Annotated in this window: 18 protein-coding genes; 7 read left to right on the top strand and 11 right to left on the bottom strand. The window is 65.1% G+C overall.

The window, feature by feature from the left end:
* Window positions 1-8: 8 nt before the first annotated feature.
* Window positions 9-1,103 carry a lysine-2,3-aminomutase-like protein gene (locus ACNJX8_RS22365; RefSeq protein ID WP_439356774.1) on the bottom strand — a complete coding sequence of 365 codons (1,095 nt, stop codon included), beginning with the start codon at window positions 1,101-1,103 and terminating at the stop codon, window positions 9-11.
* Entirely contained in the window at window positions 1,100-2,164 is a 1,065-nt protein-coding gene (gene epmA / locus ACNJX8_RS22370; protein ID WP_439356775.1) for an EF-P lysine aminoacylase EpmA, read from the bottom strand. Before epmA ends, ACNJX8_RS22365 begins: the two co-directional genes overlap by 4 nt.
* Before the next feature lie 162 nt (window positions 2,165-2,326).
* Here epmA and efp point away from each other — a divergent pair, with 162 nt between their 5' ends.
* Together efp and ACNJX8_RS22380 are read left to right on the top strand one after the other, a co-directional pair.
* Entirely contained in the window at window positions 2,327-2,893 is a 567-nt protein-coding gene (gene efp / locus ACNJX8_RS22375; RefSeq protein ID WP_028177546.1) for an elongation factor P, read from the top strand.
* A 24-nt stretch (window positions 2,894-2,917) separates the two neighbouring features.
* The gene (locus ACNJX8_RS22380) at window positions 2,918-4,540 is read left to right on the top strand and encodes a M23 family peptidase (protein WP_439356776.1); all 1,623 of its coding nucleotides are present in this window, start codon (window positions 2,918-2,920) and stop codon (window positions 4,538-4,540) included.
* A gap of 95 nt (window positions 4,541-4,635) precedes the next feature.
* Here ACNJX8_RS22380 and ACNJX8_RS22385 read toward each other — a convergent pair whose 3' ends face one another.
* Both ACNJX8_RS22385 and ACNJX8_RS22390 read right to left on the bottom strand, forming a co-directional pair.
* Entirely contained in the window at window positions 4,636-5,139 is a 504-nt protein-coding gene (locus tag ACNJX8_RS22385; protein WP_128943495.1) for a cupin domain-containing protein, read from the bottom strand.
* Window positions 5,140-5,160: 21 nt separating this feature from the next.
* The gene (locus ACNJX8_RS22390) at window positions 5,161-5,640 is read right to left on the bottom strand and encodes a carboxymuconolactone decarboxylase family protein (RefSeq protein ID WP_439356777.1); all 480 of its coding nucleotides are present in this window, start codon (window positions 5,638-5,640) and stop codon (window positions 5,161-5,163) included.
* Window positions 5,641-5,694: 54 nt separating this feature from the next.
* On the opposite strand from ACNJX8_RS22390, the gene ACNJX8_RS22395 reads away from it, so the two are divergent.
* A complete protein-coding gene (locus ACNJX8_RS22395) occupies window positions 5,695-6,225 on the top strand; it encodes a MarR family winged helix-turn-helix transcriptional regulator (protein ID WP_439356778.1) in 531 nt (176 codons plus the stop codon).
* Here ACNJX8_RS22395 and ACNJX8_RS22400 read toward each other — a convergent pair.
* The gene (locus tag ACNJX8_RS22400) at window positions 6,222-6,473 is read right to left on the bottom strand and encodes a hypothetical protein (RefSeq protein WP_128934051.1); all 252 of its coding nucleotides are present in this window, start codon (window positions 6,471-6,473) and stop codon (window positions 6,222-6,224) included. The two genes, ACNJX8_RS22395 and ACNJX8_RS22400, sit on opposite strands and share 4 nt — an antisense overlap.
* 172 nt (window positions 6,474-6,645) lie before the next feature.
* Between ACNJX8_RS22400 and ACNJX8_RS22405 the strand changes: the two genes are divergently transcribed.
* Window positions 6,646-7,875, top strand: a complete 1,230-nt coding sequence (locus ACNJX8_RS22405; RefSeq protein WP_249761382.1) for a lytic murein transglycosylase — start codon at window positions 6,646-6,648, stop codon at window positions 7,873-7,875.
* Window positions 7,876-7,881: 6 nt separating this feature from the next.
* On the opposite strand, the gene ACNJX8_RS22410 is transcribed toward ACNJX8_RS22405, so the two are convergent.
* The 3 genes from ACNJX8_RS22410 to recJ form a co-directional block, all read right to left on the bottom strand.
* On the bottom strand, window positions 7,882-8,673 hold the full coding sequence (locus ACNJX8_RS22410) for an aldolase (protein WP_164935127.1): 792 nt from the start codon (window positions 8,671-8,673) through the stop codon (window positions 7,882-7,884).
* Window positions 8,674-8,769: 96 nt separating this feature from the next.
* Complete coding sequence (locus ACNJX8_RS22415; protein WP_439356779.1) at window positions 8,770-9,579, bottom strand: SDR family NAD(P)-dependent oxidoreductase; 810 nt, start codon at window positions 9,577-9,579, stop codon at window positions 8,770-8,772.
* Window positions 9,580-9,613: 34 nt separating this feature from the next.
* Window positions 9,614-11,455, bottom strand: a complete 1,842-nt coding sequence (gene recJ / locus ACNJX8_RS22420) for a single-stranded-DNA-specific exonuclease RecJ (protein ID WP_439356780.1) — start codon at window positions 11,453-11,455, stop codon at window positions 9,614-9,616.
* A gap of 285 nt (window positions 11,456-11,740) precedes the next feature.
* Here recJ and ACNJX8_RS22425 point away from each other — a divergent pair, with 285 nt between their 5' ends.
* The 3 genes from ACNJX8_RS22425 to ACNJX8_RS22435 all read left to right on the top strand — a co-directional run bounded on the left by ACNJX8_RS22425 (window position 11,741) and on the right by ACNJX8_RS22435 (window position 14,408).
* On the top strand, window positions 11,741-12,817 hold the full coding sequence (locus tag ACNJX8_RS22425) for a methyl-accepting chemotaxis protein (RefSeq protein ID WP_128942231.1): 1,077 nt from the start codon (window positions 11,741-11,743) through the stop codon (window positions 12,815-12,817).
* 390 nt (window positions 12,818-13,207) lie between these two features.
* Window positions 13,208-13,951, top strand: a complete 744-nt coding sequence (locus ACNJX8_RS22430) for an SDR family oxidoreductase (RefSeq protein ID WP_439356781.1) — start codon at window positions 13,208-13,210, stop codon at window positions 13,949-13,951.
* A gap of 40 nt (window positions 13,952-13,991) precedes the next feature.
* Complete coding sequence (locus ACNJX8_RS22435) at window positions 13,992-14,408, top strand: cupin domain-containing protein (protein ID WP_439356782.1); 417 nt, start codon at window positions 13,992-13,994, stop codon at window positions 14,406-14,408.
* Window positions 14,409-14,628: 220 nt separating this feature from the next.
* Here the strand turns inward: ACNJX8_RS22435 and ACNJX8_RS22440 are convergent, their stop codons facing one another.
* From ACNJX8_RS22440 to ACNJX8_RS22450, 3 genes are read right to left on the bottom strand one after another with little or no spacing between them, the layout of a single operon-like run.
* Window positions 14,629-15,642 carry a 4-hydroxythreonine-4-phosphate dehydrogenase PdxA gene (locus ACNJX8_RS22440; RefSeq protein WP_439356783.1) on the bottom strand — a complete coding sequence of 338 codons (1,014 nt, stop codon included), beginning with the start codon at window positions 15,640-15,642 and terminating at the stop codon, window positions 14,629-14,631.
* Window positions 15,639-17,177, bottom strand: a complete 1,539-nt coding sequence (locus ACNJX8_RS22445; protein WP_439356784.1) for a tripartite tricarboxylate transporter permease — start codon at window positions 17,175-17,177, stop codon at window positions 15,639-15,641. Before ACNJX8_RS22445 ends, ACNJX8_RS22440 begins: the two co-directional genes overlap by 4 nt.
* Before the next feature lie 11 nt (window positions 17,178-17,188).
* The gene (locus ACNJX8_RS22450; protein WP_128956444.1) at window positions 17,189-17,671 is read right to left on the bottom strand and encodes a tripartite tricarboxylate transporter TctB family protein; all 483 of its coding nucleotides are present in this window, start codon (window positions 17,669-17,671) and stop codon (window positions 17,189-17,191) included.
* Between the last annotated feature and the right edge of the window lie 207 nt (window positions 17,672-17,878).

Below are 17,878 nucleotides of genomic sequence, written 5' to 3' on the forward strand. Positions count from 1 at the left end.
AACACCGCTCAGGTTTCGGGCGGATAGAGATGAACGTCGCCGCAATAGTCCACGATACGATAGCGCGTTTCGGCTCCCGCTTCACGCGCATCACCTGCGGTATTTTGTGCCACCGACACATAATTCGGTCCGACCGGCGACTTGCCGGCGCCGCCGGGAATATCGATGACATAGTCAGGCTGACACAACCCTGACACCCGCCCGCGCAACTGCCGCATCAACTCCTGTCCCTGCGCTAGCGTCGTTCGCAGATGCACAGTGCCCGGCGCGAGATCGCCGTGATGCAGGTAATAGGGCTTGATCCGGCATTCGACGAAAGCTCGCATCAAATCCGACAAAGCGGTGACGCTGTCATTGACGCCGCGCAAAAGCACGGACTGGCTCACCATGGGAATGCCCGCGTCGACGAGCCGCGCGCAGGCGGCACGCGCCGTAGTGGTCAGTTCCCGCGCATGGTTGGCATGCAACGCGACCCAGGTGGTCGCTCCGTCGACCTTGAGCGCGGCGACCATCTCGTCGCTGATGCGCGCGGGGTCGGCCACGGGCACGCGGGTGTGAAGACGGATGATCTTGACGTGATCGATCGCGGCCAGATCGGCCATGATCTCGCTCATGCGGCGCGGCGACAGCATCAGGGGATCGCCGCCGGTCAGGATCACCTCCCAGATTTCGCTATGCGCGCGGATGTAGTCGATCGCCGCACGATAGGCGCTGTCCGAGAGTGCGTTCTCCTTGCCGGGCCCGACCATCTCGCGGCGGAAGCAGAAGCGGCAATAGACCGCACAGACGTGAACGAGCTTGAACAGCACGCGATCGGGATAGCGATGCACGATTCCGGGAACCGGCGAGTGAGGATGATCGCCGATCGGGTCGGCATTTTCGCCCGGCTGCGCGTCCAGCTCGGCTGCGGTCGGAACGAACTGCCGTGCGATGGGATCCTCGGGATCGGCGGTGTCGATCAACTCGACCAGCGCCGGCGTGATCGCCACCGCATAGCGCGCAGCAACGCGTTCGAGCGCCGGCAGCGTCGCTGCGGGCGCCAGACCTTCGGCGACGAGCTCGGCCGGCTCGCGCAAGGTGCGTGCAAGATTTGTCGTCCTCATGTCTCACTTAGCGTTTCATTTACAGGCGGTGTCCAGACCACCTGATCAATTCGCGATGCGCCGCTCGCCAGCATGACCAACCGGTCGAAACCGAGCGCGACGCCGCTCGCCTCCGGCATTGCGGCGACTGCGGCCAGAAAGTCCTCGTCCAGAGGATAGGCCTCGCCGTAGCGGCGCTGCTTCTCCGCCATCGATTCCGTGAAGCGCTTGCGCTGCTCCTCGGCGTCGGTGAGTTCGCCAAAACCGTTGGCGAGCTCGACGCCGCAGGCATACACCTCGAACCGCTCGGCGACCCTGGGATCGTCCGCCTTCACCCGTGCCAGCGCCGCCTCTGGAGATGGGTATTCGAACAGAATGGTCAAACGGCCCTGCCCCAGCTGCGGCTCGACATGCTCGACCAGAACCTTGCTGAAGATGTCAGACCAGGTGTCATCCTCGGCCACACGGACCTGCCCGCCGGCGGCCACGGCAAGCGCGGCACGGTTACCCTCGCCGCCCGAGATTGTCGACAGCAGGTCGATGCCGGCGAAGCGCTCAAAGGCGCCGGCGACCGTCACAAGCTCCGGCTCGGCGAAGGGATCGGCGGTCCGGCCCCGGAACGAAAAGGTCCCTATGCCGGTCACCTGCGCCGCGCGGGCGATGATGACGACGGTATCCGCCATGATCGCGTCATAGGGGGCGCCTGCCCTGTACCATTCCAGCATGGTGAATTCGGGTAGATGCAGGTCGCCGCGCTCGCGGTCCCGGAACACCCGGGCAAACTCGAAAATCCGCGTCTCGCCCGCCGCCAGTAGCTTTTTGCAGGCGAACTCCGGCGAGGTTCGCAGGTAGCGGCTCGCACGGCTGCCGTCTGGCCGCATGATCTCGGTCCGGGCGGCGTGCAGATGGGTCTCATTGCCGGGCGAGACCTGCAGGACGGAGGTTTCGACCTCGACGAAGCCCTGCTCGGCGAAAAATCCCCGTAGAGCCCCGGTAATGGCCCCCCTGGCCTGGAGGAACGGCCGCCGGTCGAGGTGCCGCTCGGTCGACCAGAACGGCGAAATCGGCTTGTCCCCAGTCATTAATCGACCGCCCCTCGGAACAGCAAAGTGCTGGCATCCAACGGCAAAATCAGTATGTTGCGGCCCGAAACGGGCGCCGAGGTCTGATTTGAGGCCCCAAGTCCCCCATCGATTTGACCACGTCCTGGCCGGTGCCGGGCCAAGCAAGCAGGAAATACAGCTTTGAGAGTCATCGCCAGTTCTATTCGCAAGGGCAACGTGATCGAGCAAGACGGCAAGCTTTATGTCGTCGTGAGCGCCGAGAACATCCATCCCGGCAAGGGAACCCCGGTCAGCCAGATCGAAATGCGCCGAATCTCGGACGGGGTAAAGATCTCCGAGCGCTACAAGACCACCGACCAGGTCGAAAAGGCCACGATCGAAGAGCGCAACTACACCTACCTCTATGAGGACGGTGACGGCTACCACTTCATGAACCCGGAGACCTACGACCAGGTCCAGGTCTCCAAGGACGTCGTAGGCGACGCCGCTGCGTATCTTCAGGAGAGCATGACGGTCAAGCTGTCCATGCACGACACCAACCCGGTGTCGATCGCGCTGCCGCAGCGCGTGACGCTGGAAGTGGTCGACACCGAGCCCGTGACCAAGGGCCAGACCGCCTCCTCCTCCTACAAGCCTGCGGTGCTCTCCAACGGCGTGCGCACCACCGTGCCGCCGCACATCACGGTCGGCACCCGCGTCGTGGTGATGACCGAAGACGGCTCCTACGCCGAGCGCGCCAAGGACTAACGGGGAACAGAGCGATCGCAACAGGTGCCGCCGGGGGGCGAGACAGTGGTTGGGAACGGTTTCCGCTTCGTCTCGCAACTTCTGGCGTCGCTTTCGCTCCTCATTGCCACCCCGCTGGCTGCGGATGAATTCCGCAGCCCCTCGCTCACGGCCCTGCGCGTCGATTGGCGCGCAGCGCTGGACCAACTCCGCTCCGAGATCACCACTCGTCCCCGCGTCGCGGACGATTTCATTTTCGCACCCCGCCGTTCGGTGCCGCGCTTTGATCCGCGCGCGATGCCTGCGCTGGTGCAGCTCAACGCGATCTCCTCGCAATTCTTCACCGGTATCGCCCGCAGCCCCGTGCCCGTGCTGCTGCCGTTCGACGCCGCCGCGTATCTCGAGGCGCAGCGCAACGGTGCGCCGGCTACAACAGCGCTGTCGCGCTACCAGGCTGACTTCAATCCCGTCGACATGTTCGACGCCGGTCCCGCCGGCTACAGCGCGACCTTCTCGTTCGAACCTGGCGCCGGCGAAGGCATGCCGAGCCGGGTGTTTGCAAGGCCGGTCGAGGTGCAGATCACGGGATCGGCGCTCGTCTATGACATCGCCGATCCCTCAGGCGGGAAGGGCGAGCTGATCAAACCTCTCACAACGCTTTATCCGGACCTGCGCAGGTTCATCAGGGAAGGCTATGTGCGTTACGCCTTCACGCGTTTCGGTGTCGCCTATGTGGTGTCGGTCCAGTGCCTCGACAGCGTCGCAAAACCGCGGCGGCTCGCCTGCAAGGAAGCCTATCCGGTCGCAGAACGCTTCCTGAAGACGCTGCGGGTCGCCGGGGGGCAACGGATGCGGCCTCTGATGGATGTTGCCTCCAACATCCTCGATCGTCCTGCCGCGCGTTCGCCGGATTTCAGCTATCGGCCGAGCGGCGACATCATCCCGAATACGGGTTATCGCAAGCAAGGCGGCCATCCCGACGTGATGGCATATGCGCAGATCCGCTTTCCGCTCGAAAAGACGCCGGCCTTCGTACGCTCGCAATCCTACAGCAAGCGTGACAAGAGCGACGACCCGACCGTCTATCCCTGGCGCGACAATTTCTGCGAGTCCCGCAGCTTCGAGGTCTGGCAGTGCGCCGGCGGATACGGCCACCAGGGCGAGGACATTCGCGCCGCCGATTGCCCGCCGCCCGGAGAAGGGCGCGAGCCCTGCGATCCCAAGCAGCGCGGTGTCGTCGCCGTGCGCGACGCGATCGTGATCCGCAACGCCAAGGACCAGGCCGCGACGCTGCAAGTCAACAGCCGGACCGAACACATCCGATTCCGCTACATGCACATGAACCCGCAGGCGATGAACGCCGGTGGCCTCGTCAACGGCCGCATCGTCAGCGAAGGCGAGAAGATCGGCGTGGTCTCGAACTATCTCGACCATCCCGCTGGCACCTCGATGCATCTGCACTTCGATGTGCAGGTGTTCACCCGCGACGGCTGGATCTGGGTCAGCCCCTACATCACGCTGGTCTCGGCCTATGAGCGCCTGATCCGCGCCCGCGGCCGCGAGGTCGGCCCGGAGATCGCAGGCGCTCCGCAGCCCGTTGCACACACGCTGCCCGAGGACGTGATCAAGCCGGACCTGCGCGAGGGATCGAGCGGCGAGGAGAATTGAGCAACTCGTGCAAACGGATTGCTCTCACCACACATTCGGTGCCGTCCCGGCCTAGCGCGCAATTGCGCGCGGGGGGCCGGGACGACGTTGAGGCATTACTCCAAATACGTTGTCAGCTGCGCACCCTCATCCGCCACGAACACCGCGATCAACTCTGCCGGCTCGGTTGCGCTGGCATTGGCGGATACCAGATGCGTCGAGCCCGGCGGCTCGAAGAAAGACTGGCCGACGCTGAACGTCTCGACCGGGCCGCCGCCGAGTTGCGAGCGGATCTCGCCCTTGGTGATATAGGCCGTCACCGAGCCTGCGTGACGATGTGGCCGCGAGAAACCGCCCGGACCGTAGGATACGCGCACGATGGTGACGCGCTTGCCAGGGACGTTCGGTAGCGCGTAGGAACCGATCGGCTCGACCTTGTCGAGCGGCGAACTCTCCGCAGCGGTGGCGCAGAGCGGCGCCAGCGCGCCTGATACACTGTCGATCGTCACCGGCAGCGCCTTGCCGATCGCAAGCGGGCAGGCAAGCCCTGCCACGACCGCGAGCGCCGTCGAACGTGAGGGCGTCGGACGCTGCACGGCGGAAACACTCATCGCTGTCATCGTGACCTCCCCTCAGCTTGATCAGGATGCCGCAGCAGTCGCGGCTGCTGGCCGCTTGGCCGGCGTCCAGCGATAGGCCGCACCAAACCGGTTCCAGACGTTGATCGAGGCGACGGCCGAGGTCAGGTAAGTCAGCTCGGTTTCGGAGAATTCCCGCGTTGCCTCCGAATAGACCTCCTCGCTGACGCCACCGGGGAGCAGCGTCAACGCCTCCGCCCAGGCCAGCGCCGCGCGCTCGCGCGCGGAAAAGATCGGCGTCTCGCGCCAGACGGCAACCAGATGGAGCTTGTCGACGGGAAGGCCGATCCGTTCCGACAGCAGGACGTGATGCTGCAAGCAGAAGGCACAGCCGTTGATCTGCGATGCGCGCAGCTTGACGAGCTCGATGAGTTGCTTGTCGAGGCCGGCCTTGGCGGCAAGCTGACCGAGCGCCAGCACCACATCATAGACGTCGGGCGCCAGGCGCTTGAAATCCTCGTATTCGCTGCGGGCGTGTGACATTGCGGTTCACCTCGTATTATTGTAAGTGTTCTGATATCTTATAAGAGCTCTGATATGTCACGCAAGACCGCTGCCATCACAGGATCGAAAACCGCGCGCTCTGCGCCCGCACCTGCCGACGACGGCGCCGTGCGTATTCCTGCGCCTGGCGAAGGCAAACGCGGCGAGCAAGGCTATCTCGGCTACCTCCTGCGCCAGGCTCACGCCGCTGTCCGGCTGAAAATGGAGCGCACCCTCGCCGATCTCGGCGTGACCTCGCCGCAATTTGCGGTGCTGACCATGCTCAACGCCTATCCTGGCCTGTCCGGCGCCGACGTCGCCCGCCTCACCTTCCTGACCCCCCAGACCGTTGGCGTCATCATTCGCAACCTCGAACGCGACGGTGCGATCGCGATGACGCCGCATCCGGTCCACGGCCGCATTCAGCAATGGACGCTGACGCCGCGGGGCGCGACGCTGCTGAAGGCTTGCCGCGAGCGGGTGATCGAATTGGAGAAGCGCCTTGCTCTGGGTTTGGATGGCAAGGCGGAAACCACGATCCGGCGCTGGCTCGCCGGCATCGCGGCCGAGTTGCAGGAGGACTAGCCGCCCTTCAACACATTCTTGACCTCACCGTCGGGCCAGGATTCGCCTGCGGCAATCACCCGCACGCGGGTTCGGTCCGCGGCATTGACCAGCACGTGCGAACTCACCCGGTCACGGCTAGGCTCCAGGTGCAGATCGGTTTCGGGCTTCCAGCTCAGCGTGGTTGCAAGATCGCCGGGAAAGATCTGCCATTGCGATCCGTCGTCGAGCTCGACGACATGGCTTTCCGGATGTGCGTGAATCTTCATTCCACCCCGATTGCTATGGCGGCCGGATATTTCCTCATCTTCTCCTCCTCATTGTCGTGGAGGAATGCAGGACTGCGACAGTTTGTTCCGACGGAACGGCTGATCCGGCCGTGCGGAAATCAGGGGTCAGGAACCGACTCACGCGCGCCATGTTTCGGGCTAGAATGTGCCCATGACGCACGCTGATTCCTCATCCCATCCAACGCGCCGCGCTCTGCTCCACTCGACGTTCGCTGCAGCGGCGTTGCTTGCAGTCCCGAAACGCGCTCTCGCCGCGCCGCCAGGCTTCGACGAATGGCGCGAAGCCTTTCGCGCACGGGCGATGGCCAAGGGCATTTCGGCCGCGACTTGGCAGCGCGCGATGGCGCGGGTCGAGCCCGACATGAGCGTGTTCAAGCAAATGCGCAACCAGCCCGAATTCCACGAGCAGGTCTGGCAATACATCAACCGCCGCGTCTCCGACTGGCGCATCATCAACGGCAAGATCGCGCTGAAGAACAACGAAGCGCTGTTTGCGCGCATCGAGCGCGATTTCGGCGTCGAGCGCGGCACGCTGCTGGCTTTGTGGGGCGTCGAGTCCGCCTATGGCGATCCGCTGGTGCAGCAGAACCATATGACGCCGGTGTTTCCCTCGCTCGCCGCGCTCGCCTGGAACGAACCGCGGCGCAAGGCCTATTGGGAGACCGAGCTGATCAACGCGCTGCGCATCGTCGACAAGGGCTGGAGCACGCCGGAGCAGATGCAGGGATCCTGGGCCGGTGCAATGGGCCATTCGCAATGGATGCCGGAAGTCTGGCTCAATGTCGGCATCGACTATGATGGCGACGGCAAGGTCTCACCCTTCGGCAAGCCCGATGATGCACTGGGCTCGACCGCAAAATATCTCGTCAATCGTGGCAAGTGGCATCGCGGCGAGCATTGGGGCTATGAGGTGCGCGCGCCCGGCAACATGAGCGGTAACCGCACCTACGCCGCTTGGGCGTCGGCCGGTGTCACCCGTGCCGACGGCCAGCCATTCCCACAGCCGAACGCCACCGCGCAGCTGTGGACGCCTGTTACGGGCGGACCGAGCTTCCTGCTCGGATCAAATTTCTACTCGGTGAAGAGCTACAATCCCTCGATGAACTATGCGCTCGCGATCTGCCATCTCGGCGACCGTTGCCTGGGCGCGCCTCCCTTCATCCAGCCCTTCCCCGGCTCCGAACGGGCGCTGACGCTCGCCGAGGTGCAGGAGATGCAGACGCGCCTGACCAAGGCCGGCTTCGACACCGGCGGCACCGACGGCCGCGTCGGCAACGACACGATGAAAGCGGTCAAGGATTTTCAGCAGCGCGCGGGCATCACGCCGGCGGACGGATACGGCGGGCTGAAGGTTCTGGCGAAGCTGCGGCAGGGGTCGTAGGCCACCTCAGTGCCGGTACTGCGGCTCTTCCGCGTCGAGTTGGCGGCGGATGGCGGCGAGATGCAGCCGCGCGGATTCGGTATCACCTTCGCGCATCTGCCTGTAGGTTTCGGCCGCAACCGCGGGATCGACCGGCAGCACTTTTCGTCCGGTCGACATCGCCAGCACCTGCACCTCGGCTGCGCGTTCAAGGTAATAAAGATCGTCCCAGGCTTCAGCGATGGTCGGGGCCAGCACCATCACGCCGTGATGCTTCATGAAGACGATGTCGGCATCACCGACGGCGGAGGCGATCCGCGCGCCTTCGCGGTTGTCGAGCGCGAGGCCGTTATAGTCGCGGTCGACCGCGGTGCGGCCGTAGAATTTCAGGGCGGTCTGGCCAGCCCAGATCAGGGGCTCGCCCTCGGTCATCGAGAGCGCCGTCGCATAGGGCATGTGCGTATGGAAGGCGACCTTGGCGCGCGGCAGGCGCTTGTGCATCTCGGCATGGATGTAGAAGGCGGTCGCCTCGGGCACGCCCTCGCCGTCGAGCACGTTGCCGTGGAAGTCGCAGATCAGCAGCTTTGACGCGGTCAGCTCGCGGAAGGCGTAGCCATAGGGGTTGACCAGGAAGAGATCGTCATGCCCCGGCACCACGGCCGAGAAGTGATTGCAGATGCCTTCCTCAAAACCGTTGCGCGCGGCCATGCGGAAGCAGGCGGCAAGATCCTCGCGCGCGGTGCGGATCGCATCGGTGGCGAGGTCCGGTCGGTTCGAACGATGGGGCGCGGATGAGGAAGCGTGAAGGCTGTGCGCCATAGCGAAGGACACCTCTGTCGGTCGGAAGCTTCTTGCGTTGTACAGGGGCTGCGCCTGCGCGTCAGCCCCTGCGACCGCCACCCTGCCCTGCGCGGCTCAGGCGCGCCGTGGCACGCCGCCGGCATTCATGCCGCCGTCGATGACGAGCTCGCTGCCGGTGACATAACGCGAGGCATCGGAGGCCAGATACAGCACGCCAGAGGCGATCTCCGCCGCCTGGCCGGCACGGCCCAGCGGCGTTGCGACCTTGGCGCGCTCCTCCGGATCAATCGGCGCGTTCTGGCCGGCACCGGTCGCGCCGGTCGGGATCTTGCCCCAGATCGGCGTGTCGATGATGCCGGGATGCACCGAGTTGACGCGGATGCCGTCGCCGGCCGCCGCGCACTCCATCGCGATCGATTTCGCAAACAGCCGCACGCCACCCTTGGTGGCCGAATAGGCCGACAGCCCGGGTGCACCGCGCAGGCCCGCCAGTGACGACATCATCACGATCGAGCCGCCACCGGTCCTACGCATCAAGGGCAGGCAGTGCTTGACCGAAAGGAACACGCCATCGAGGTTGATCGCGTTCTGCTTGCGCCAGTCGGCCAGCGTCATATCGACGATTGAAGGGACAGAGATGCCGATGCCGGCATTGGAGACCATGACGTCGAGCCGGCCATAGCGATTTTCGACCTCGGCGACGACCTCGATCCAGCGTTCCTCGCTGGTGACATCCTGCTCCAGGAAAATTGCCTTGCCGCCGGCCTTGGTGATGCGCTTGGCGAGCTCGGGGCCGCGCAGCTCGTCGATGTCGGTTGCAATAACGGTGGCGCCCTCGCGCGCGAACAGCTCGACGATGGCCTCACCGATGCCGGAGGCGCCGCCCGTCACCAGCGCGATCTTGCCCTCAACCTGCCCTACCATGTTCACTCCCTTTCTTTTTTGTTGTTTGCGGCCGCTATCTGATCACGGATGGCCCCTGGTCCGGTAGCGCGACGTCGACCACGCGGAATTGCACACGCTCGACGCCCTGGTAGCGATCGATCGACAATGATCCCGCGACATGCATTTGCTGACCGCGGTTGGCGAGCAGCGCATTGCCGAGCTCCTGGCCGACCGAACGGAACGCGATGCCGTTGACGATGGCGCCGTCGCCGGATTTGAAGCGCAGCCTCAAGTGCGCCTGCCCGACCTCGTCGGCATAGACGAGCTGGTGCGCTGGCAAGGCCAGCACCGGCTCCGGATTGCCACTGCCGAACGGGCCGGCGCGGTTGAGGGTGGTCGCAAGCTCCGGCGTCACGGCGCGCGCGGAGACCGCGCCGTCGACATAGAGCTCGTTGACGTGCCGCGCCTCCGCGACATCGCGCGCCAGCGCGTTCTCCAGATAGGCGCGGAATTCGGCGAGCTTCTCCTTGCGCAGCGTCACGCCCGCAGCCATCGCGTGGCCGCCGCCCTTGAGCAGAATGCCATCAGCAACCGCCTGCCGCACCGCCTTGCCGAGATCGACGCCGGCGATCGAGCGGCCCGAGCCGGTGCCGATGCCGCCGGGCTCGAGCGCGATGGCAAAAGCAGGCCGCGAAAACTTCTCCTTCAACCGGGAGGCGACGAGGCCGACCACGCCGGGATGCCAGCCTTCGGAGGCCGTGACGATCACGCCGAGCTTGTCTTCCAGCCCTATCGAGGCGATCGCCTCGGCTTCCGCCTGAGCTTCCGCCGCCTGCTCGATGATGCGGCGCTCGCTGTTGAGGCGGTCGAGCTCGGCGGCGATGCGCGCGGCCTCGACGCTGTCGCCTTCGAGCAAGAGCCGCACGCCGAGATCGGCACGGCCGATGCGGCCGCCGGCATTGACGCGCGGCCCCAGCATGAAGCCGAGATGCCACGCCTCCGGCGGGCCGTTGAGCCGCGCCACATCCATCAGCGCAGTATGGCCGACATGGTCGCGCCGCCGCATCGCGATCAACCCTTTTGCGACGAAGGCGCGGTTGAGACCGATCAGCGGGGCGACGTCGGCGACGGTGCCGAGTGCGACGTGATGCAGCATGCCGAGCAGATCGGGCTCGGGCATCTCGGCGCGCCAGAAACCGCGCTGGCGCAGCTCGCGATTGACGGCGACCAGCGTCACTAGCACGAGGCCAACGGCGGCGAGATGGCCAAGGCCCGACAGATCGTCAGAGCGGTTCGGATTGACCAGCGCATCGACCTCGGGCAGATCGAGGCCGCATTGGTGGTGGTCGATCACGACGACGGACATGCCGAGGCGCTTCGCCTCAGCCAATGGCTCGATGCTGGTGGTGCCGCAATCGACGGTGACAAGCAGCGTCGCGCCCTTCGCAGCGAGCGCGCGCACCGCTTCGGTGTTCGGGCCGTAGCCCTCGAAGATGCGGTCGGGAATGTGGATCAGCGGATCGAGGCCGCAATGGCGTAGATGCCAGGCGAGCAGAGCCGCCGATGTCGCGCCGTCGACGTCGTAATCGCCGAAGATCGCGACCTTCTCGCCCTTTGTTGCGGCATCCGCGATCCGCTGGGCAGCGGCTTCCATCTCCGTCACCGTGAACGGGTCCGGCAGCAGTTTTCGGATGGTCGGATCGAGGAAGTCCGGCACGGTATCGATGTCGACGCCACGGCCGGCCAGCACCCGCGCCAGCAGCTCCGGCAATTGGTGGCGCTGCACGATGGCAAGTGCCTTGGCCGCCCCGCGCCCGTCGAGCCGGTCACGCCAGAGCTTGTCGGTGAGCGAGCGCGTCACCCCCAGGAACGCCTGGGGCGCTTCGAGGGGCAAGGCAGTGGCGGGTGGCGTCATGATTCGAGAGCGATCTTGGGAACTCGGGGGGCCGGACGAACACGCAAGGCGTCCGGGTCACTGGCGGATTGGCCGGCAAGCCGCCGGATTTTGCAACGGTCACCAGGCACAAAGCGGTGGATGAGCCACCCTGGCGGCACGAGGTGACTATCATTTAGGCAATCCGCAAAACAGCAAATTAAGCGGGCGTTAGGCGGAATCCCCGAAAAGGAATCGTATTCGATCTGTAATTTGTTGTCCTTGGTTCATTGCAGATCAGACCTCATTGCCAAGGGAAGCTCCCCGATGTCCGCTGCGCTGGGTCTGAAAGCCAAGCCGATTGCCACTGAACCCGCTGATGATGATTCCGACATCTCCGCGCTGATCAACCGCCTGACTGCGGAGGTCAACCAGATCGCGGTCGACAAGACCAAGGCGATCCAGCAGATCACCAACCAGATGAAGATGCTGGCCCTGAACGCGCTGATCGAGAGCTCGCGCGCCGGCGCGCAAGGCGCGGGCTTTGCGGTGGTGGCGCAGGAGGTGCGCGGCGTCGGCCAGCAGGTCGAGACCATCGCCCGCGAGCTCGAGACACAGCTGACGAAACGAACCGGCGATCTTGTCGCCTCGATCGACCGCATGAGCCAGCGCTCGCGCGGCGAGCGCATGGTCGATCTGTCGCTCAATGCCATCGAGCTGATCGACCGCAACCTCTATGAGCGGACCTGCGACGTGCGCTGGTGGGCGACCGATTCCGCCGTGGTCGATTGCGCGGCTTCGCCGAGTGCGGCCGCTGTATCGCATGCCTCGCAGCGCCTCGGTGTGATCCTCGGGGCCTACACCGTCTATCTCGACCTCTGGCTCTGCGATCTCGATGGCAACGTCATCGCCAATGGCCGCGCCGACCGATTCCGCGTCGTCGGCCAGAACGTCGCCCACACCAAATGGTTTCGCGAGGCGCGATCCTTGCGCTCCGGCGACGACTACGTCGCCGGCGACGTCGAGAACCAATCGCTGCTCGGCAACGCGCAGGTCGCGACCTATTGCGCCAGCGTCCGCGCCGGCGGCCAGGCCCACGCCGCGCCGATCGGCGTGCTCGCCATCCATTTCGACTGGGAGCCCCAGGCCCGCGCCATCGTCCAGGGCGTACGCATCGGCGACAGCGACAAGGCGCGCGTGCTGCTGGTCGATTCGAATCTTCGCGTGATTGCGGCCTCCGACGGCCAGGGCATCCTCAGCGAGCGCATCTCGATCTCGCTGAATGGCCAGCGCTCCGGCTTCTATCACGACCGCACCGGTGCGCTGGTCGCATTCCATGCCACCCCGGGCTATGAGACCTATCGTGGACTCGGCTGGTACGGCGTGATCGTCTGCGGGGCGTGAGGCGCCCCGCAAAATCGGACGGGTAGCCAGCCAATATCAAAACTCGCGAAAACAACCCCATGCACAGTAGCAAGAGGTTGCTTTCATTGGTGTTTTCCGACGAGGCTTCCTTGCTGTTCTTAGGGGCCGCCTCAACGCTTTGACACGTCGGGCAAAACACTGGCAATCTGCGATCATCGCGGGTTGTGTTCACTGCACGAGGGATGATCCCTTAGCGGTTTTGTGAGATCGCACCCCGGCTTCTGAAGCATTTTTCGGCAAGCCACGCTCGTTACAGACAAGAGCCCCGCGCCAATGGTCGCGTAGAGTCGCTTCGCATCACGTTCATCGATGTGAGAGCGCGAGTTCGCATTGGTCATCTCGCGCTCCGAAATACCGAGGAGACATGCCATGAAGATCGTCGTGATCGGCGGGACCGGATTGATCGGATCCAAGCTCGTGGCCAGGCTCAAGGAGCAGGGTCATGACGCGGTGGCCGCCTCACCGAAATCAGGCGTGAACGCCGTGACCGGGGAAGGTCTCGCTGCCACGCTGGCCGGCGCCGATGTCGTCGTCGACGTCGCCAACGCACCGTCCTGGGAGCCGGCCGCCGTGCTCGATTTCTTCCAGCGTTCGAGCCAAAATCTCGTCGCGGCAGAGGCTGCTGCGGCCGTGAAGCATCACGTGGCCCTTTCAATTGTCGGCACCGAACGGTCGCCCGACAACGCCTATTTCCGTGCCAAGCTCACCCAGGAGACCATCATCAAGTCCTCCTCGGTCCCCTACTCGATCGTGCGCGCCACTCAATTCTTCGAATTCCTCGCCGCCATTGCCGAAACAAGCGTGCTCGAGGGGAAGATCGTCGTTCCCACGGCCCAGTTTCAGCCGATCGCAGCCGATGACGTCGTTGCTCGCCTCGCGGAGGTCGCAACGGGCCAGCCGCTCAACGGCACGATCGATATCGCAGGACCTGAGAAGGCCCCCTTCAATGAATTCATCGCACGCCGCCTGAAGGCCGCCGGCGGCACACGTCCCGTGGTCGGAGACCCGAAGGCGCTGTATTACGGCGCCCCCATCGACGACACATCGCTGAACCCGCTCGGCGAGGCGCGGCTCGGGAAAACGCCGCTCACAACATGGCTCGCCGGCCTCTGAGACTTGTAATCACGACCATCACCGCAGTGAAGGACATCCCATGCGCAGATTGCTGATCGCTACAGCGGTTTATGCTGCCTCGTTGCTGACGGCTCATGCAGCCGAGCCAGCAGCGCCATTGGCAAAGGTAACGGTCGTGTTCGACCAGGCTCTGCCCAACGTCCCCGGCAAGAGCATGAAGGGCGTGCTGGTCGAGTATGGTCCCGGAGGCTCCTCACCCGCCCACATTCACGCCCCCTCCGCCTTCATTTATGCCACGGTCCTGGAAGGCGCGATCCGCAGTCAGGTCAATGATGGCCCCGCCAAGGTCTTTCCCAAGGGAGAGAACTTTTCCGAGCGGCCCGGCGACCGCCACGCCGTCAGCGCCAATGCCAGCGATACCGAGCCTGCGAAACTGCTTGCCGTGTTCGTGGTGGACACGGCCGACAAGGAGTTGACGACGCCGATCGCGAAATAGCGCCGGATGACGAAATCGCCGAGCTCGCGGCGCAGCTCTGCGGCTGCCCGGTCTCCTACATCAGCTTCATCGACGACAAGCGGCGCTGGCTCAAGGCACGATATGGTCTGCCGGCCGAAGTCACCGACGCTCCGCGCGAGAACGCTGTCTGCACAACGACGATCTGCGATCGCGGAACGGTTTGCAGACGAGCTGCCTGGCTCGCTGACCTGATTTGCCGTCAGCTCGACTTAGCGCCGCGACGCGCCGCCATCTCCGCGGCGAGCAGCAGCGCGGCGCGGCTGGCGCCGATCGATGCGATGCCCTGCCCTGCTATGTCGTAGGCGGTGCCGTGCGCGGGCGTGCAGATCGGGAATGGAAAGCCCCCGAGCAGGGTCACGCCGCGATCAAAACCCATCAGCTTCATCGCGATCTGGCCCTGGTCGTGATACATCGTCAGCACCGCATCGAAGGCGCCGCCCTTGGCGCGCAGGAACACGGTATCGGCGGGAAACGGTCCCTCCGCGGCGATGCCCTCGCGCTGAGCGGTTGCGACCACGGGCCCGATGACGTCGATCTCCTCGCGGCCGAAATTGCCACCGTCGCCGGCATGCGGATTGAGACCCGCGACGGCGATGCGCGGTCGCGCAAAGCCGGCATTGCGCATGCAGGAATCGGTCAGCTTGAGCGCGCGATGGATACGTTCGCTGGACAGTCGCCCGGCGACGTCCTTGAGGGGGATATGGGAGGTGACCCGCGCGTTCCAGAGCTGGTCCAGCACATTGAACTCGCTCGCCGCGATCTTAAGGCCGACCACCTCGGCTGAAAATGCGATCTCGTCATCGTACTCGGCGCGGGCAAGGCGCATCGCCTGCTTGTTGAAAGGGGTGAAGCAGACGGCGTCGACGCGCCCGTCGCGGCCGAGCTCGAGCGCATGCCGGTAATTGGTCAGCGCGAATTTTCCGCCGGCAAGGGTCGCGGTCCTCGGCTCGACCTCCCTGGGATCGAGATGGCGCAGATCAACGAACAGCGTCTCGCCCTCCGCCGCGCGAAGGTCGGCCCCCTGCTCCACCGCCGTCAGCTCCGGCTTGATGCCGGCGACGCGCGCACCTTCGTCGAAGATGCGGCGGTCACCGATGACGACGAGCCGGCTGCGGGCGCGGATGTCGGCCTGCACCGCGAGCTTCGCCGTCAGCTCCGGGCTGATGCCGGCGGGGTCTCCCATTGCCAATGCAATCAGCGGCTTTGCGCTCATATGATCACCTTTTCCTCAGCTGTCGTCCGATCGGTAGATGGTGCGGGTTTGCGCCAGAGCCGCGCGAGCTGCAGCACGAGCGGAAGCAGCAACAGTGCGATCCCGGCCACGATCAGGCACGTCACCAGCTTGCTTGCAAAGAAGATCCCGAGCGATCCCTTGGAGATCAGCATCGACTGCCGGAACGCATCCTCGGCCTTGTCGCCGATGACGATCGCGAGCACGAGCGGCGCCAGCGGATAGAACAGCTTCTTGAAGAGATAGCCGACGATCCCGAAGCCGAGCATCATGACGACGTCGAGATAGGAGTTCGACACCGAATAGGCGCCGACGACGCAGATGATCACGATCAGCGGCGCGATCACCACGAAGGGAATCCGCATCAGGGCGGCGAAGACCGGAACGGTCAGCAGCACCAGTGCGACTGCGACGATGTTGCCGACATACATCGAGGCGATCAGCCCCCAGACGAAATCCTTACTGTCGACGAACAGCATCGGCCCGGGATTGAGGCCCCAGATCATCAGCCCGCCCATCATGACCGCCGCGGTCGCCGAGCCGGGAATGCCGAGCGATAGCATCGGCAGCAGCGCGCTGGTGCCGGCGGCATGATCGGCCGTCTCCGGCGAGATGATGCCTTCGACCTCGCCCGTGCCGAAGTATCGGCCGCGGCGCGAGAAACGGCGGGCGATGCCGTAGCTCATGAAGGATGCCGCGGTCGGGCCGCCCGGCGTGATCCCCATCCAGCATCCGATCGCCGCGCTGCGCAGAAGCGCCACGCCATGCTGCGGCAGGCGGCCGACCGCGCGGAACACTTCGCGCCAGTCGATCTTGGAGGACACCGCGCGGGCATGAAACTCCTCTTCGACGGCAACCAGCAGCTCGCCGATGCCGAACAGGCCCATCACGGCGACGACGAAGCTCACGCCCTTGACGAGTTCATCGACGCCCATGGTGAGACGCACGCTGCCGGAGACGGTGTCGATGCCGATGGCGGCGATCGCAAAGCCGATGGCCAGCGCCACGACGGTCTTGATCGGCGCCACGCCGCCCATGCCGACGAAGCTCGCGAAAGCGAGGAAATAGACCGCAAAATACTCGGCCGGCCCGAACGCGAGCGCAACCTGCGCCACCCAGGATGCGAGGAAGGTGATCAGAATGACGCCGATCAGCGCGCCGAACGCCGCCGAACCGAAGGCGGTCGCGAGCGCCGTCGTCGGCCGGCCGTCGCGCGCCATCGGGTAGCCGTCGAAGGTGGTCGCGACCGACGAGGGCTCGCCGGGAATGTTGAAGAGGATCGAGGTCACCGAGCCGCCGAACAGCGCGCCCCAATACATGCTGGAGAGCAGGATGATCGCCGAGACCGGTTGCATGCCGAAGGTCAGCGGCAGGAGCAGCGACACTCCGTTCGGCGCACCCAGTCCCGGCAGCACGCCGACGAGAATGCCGAGCAGCACGCCGACTGCCATCAGCGCCAGATGCGGCACGGTGACCGCGATGGTGAAGCCGTGCAGGAGCTCTGCGAGATTATCCATCGGCCTCTCCGTCAGAACCCAAACGCGGCGGCGAGCGCGCCGTGCGGCAGACTGACCTGAAACATGCGCTCGAACACGACGTAGAGCGCGAGTGCGGTCGCGCCAGCCATGGCGAGCGCACGCGGCACGGATTGGTGCCTGGGGATCGCCAGCACTGCGAAGACGTACAGCGCCGAAGCGACGTACATCCCGGCCAGCGGGATCGCGGCCACGAAGATCGCGGCTGGCACGAACAGGCCGGCTAGCCGGCGCAGCTCGATGGGCGTGATGGCGATGGGGACACTCGCCAGTGTGGCGGCCGGCAGCACGCCTCGCACCAGATTGTAGAGGCTCCCGACCACGATGATGATCCCGGTCAGGAACGGAAACGTGCCGGCGTCCACGCCCGCGCTCGACCAGCCGATACCGTTGTCGAGGCTGGAGACGACGACAGCCACACCAAAACTACCGGTGAGGACGGCGGTCGCAAGTTCAAGCGCGCGGCGGGAGATCATTGGGGGCTCCGTTCGAGCGGCGTGCAAGGGGCGGTCGGACATGACGCACGCGTTGTCCCAGGGGTTGTCCCGGCGAAGGCCGGGACCCATACCGCGTGATCTCTCGAGGAGTATTGGTCGTCGTACCGACGTGGATACGAGTCTTCGTCAAACTCGTCCCTGGGGTTATGGGTCCCGGCCTTCGCCGGGACGACGGCGGAATTTGTG

Source organism: Bradyrhizobium sp. SPXBL-04 (assembly GCF_051853035.1).
GTDB classification, from domain to species: domain Bacteria; phylum Pseudomonadota; class Alphaproteobacteria; order Rhizobiales; family Xanthobacteraceae; genus Bradyrhizobium; species Bradyrhizobium zhanjiangense.

Coding starts and splice junctions, on each gene's coding strand:
- ACNJX8_RS22365 (WP_439356774.1), bottom strand. CDS start 1,103: ATGAGGACGACAAATCTTGCACGCACCTTGCGCGAGCCGGCCGAGCTC.
- epmA (WP_439356775.1), bottom strand. CDS start 2,164: ATGACTGGGGACAAGCCGATTTCGCCGTTCTGGTCGACCGAGCGGCAC.
- ACNJX8_RS22385 (WP_128943495.1), bottom strand. CDS start 5,139: ATGACAGCGATGAGTGTTTCCGCCGTGCAGCGTCCGACGCCCTCACGT.
- ACNJX8_RS22390 (WP_439356777.1), bottom strand. CDS start 5,640: ATGTCACACGCCCGCAGCGAATACGAGGATTTCAAGCGCCTGGCGCCC.
- ACNJX8_RS22395 (WP_439356778.1), top strand. CDS start 5,695: ATGTCACGCAAGACCGCTGCCATCACAGGATCGAAAACCGCGCGCTCT.
- ACNJX8_RS22400 (WP_128934051.1), bottom strand. CDS start 6,473: ATGAAGATTCACGCACATCCGGAAAGCCATGTCGTCGAGCTCGACGAC.
- ACNJX8_RS22405 (WP_249761382.1), top strand. CDS start 6,646: ATGACGCACGCTGATTCCTCATCCCATCCAACGCGCCGCGCTCTGCTC.
- ACNJX8_RS22410 (WP_164935127.1), bottom strand. CDS start 8,673: ATGGCGCACAGCCTTCACGCTTCCTCATCCGCGCCCCATCGTTCGAAC.
- ACNJX8_RS22415 (WP_439356779.1), bottom strand. CDS start 9,579: ATGGTAGGGCAGGTTGAGGGCAAGATCGCGCTGGTGACGGGCGGCGCC.
- recJ (WP_439356780.1), bottom strand. CDS start 11,455: ATGACGCCACCCGCCACTGCCTTGCCCCTCGAAGCGCCCCAGGCGTTC.
- ACNJX8_RS22425 (WP_128942231.1), top strand. CDS start 11,741: ATGTCCGCTGCGCTGGGTCTGAAAGCCAAGCCGATTGCCACTGAACCC.
- ACNJX8_RS22430 (WP_439356781.1), top strand. CDS start 13,208: ATGAAGATCGTCGTGATCGGCGGGACCGGATTGATCGGATCCAAGCTC.
- ACNJX8_RS22435 (WP_439356782.1), top strand. CDS start 13,992: ATGCGCAGATTGCTGATCGCTACAGCGGTTTATGCTGCCTCGTTGCTG.
- ACNJX8_RS22440 (WP_439356783.1), bottom strand. CDS start 15,642: ATGAGCGCAAAGCCGCTGATTGCATTGGCAATGGGAGACCCCGCCGGC.
- ACNJX8_RS22445 (WP_439356784.1), bottom strand. CDS start 17,177: ATGGATAATCTCGCAGAGCTCCTGCACGGCTTCACCATCGCGGTCACC.
- ACNJX8_RS22450 (WP_128956444.1), bottom strand. CDS start 17,671: ATGATCTCCCGCCGCGCGCTTGAACTTGCGACCGCCGTCCTCACCGGT.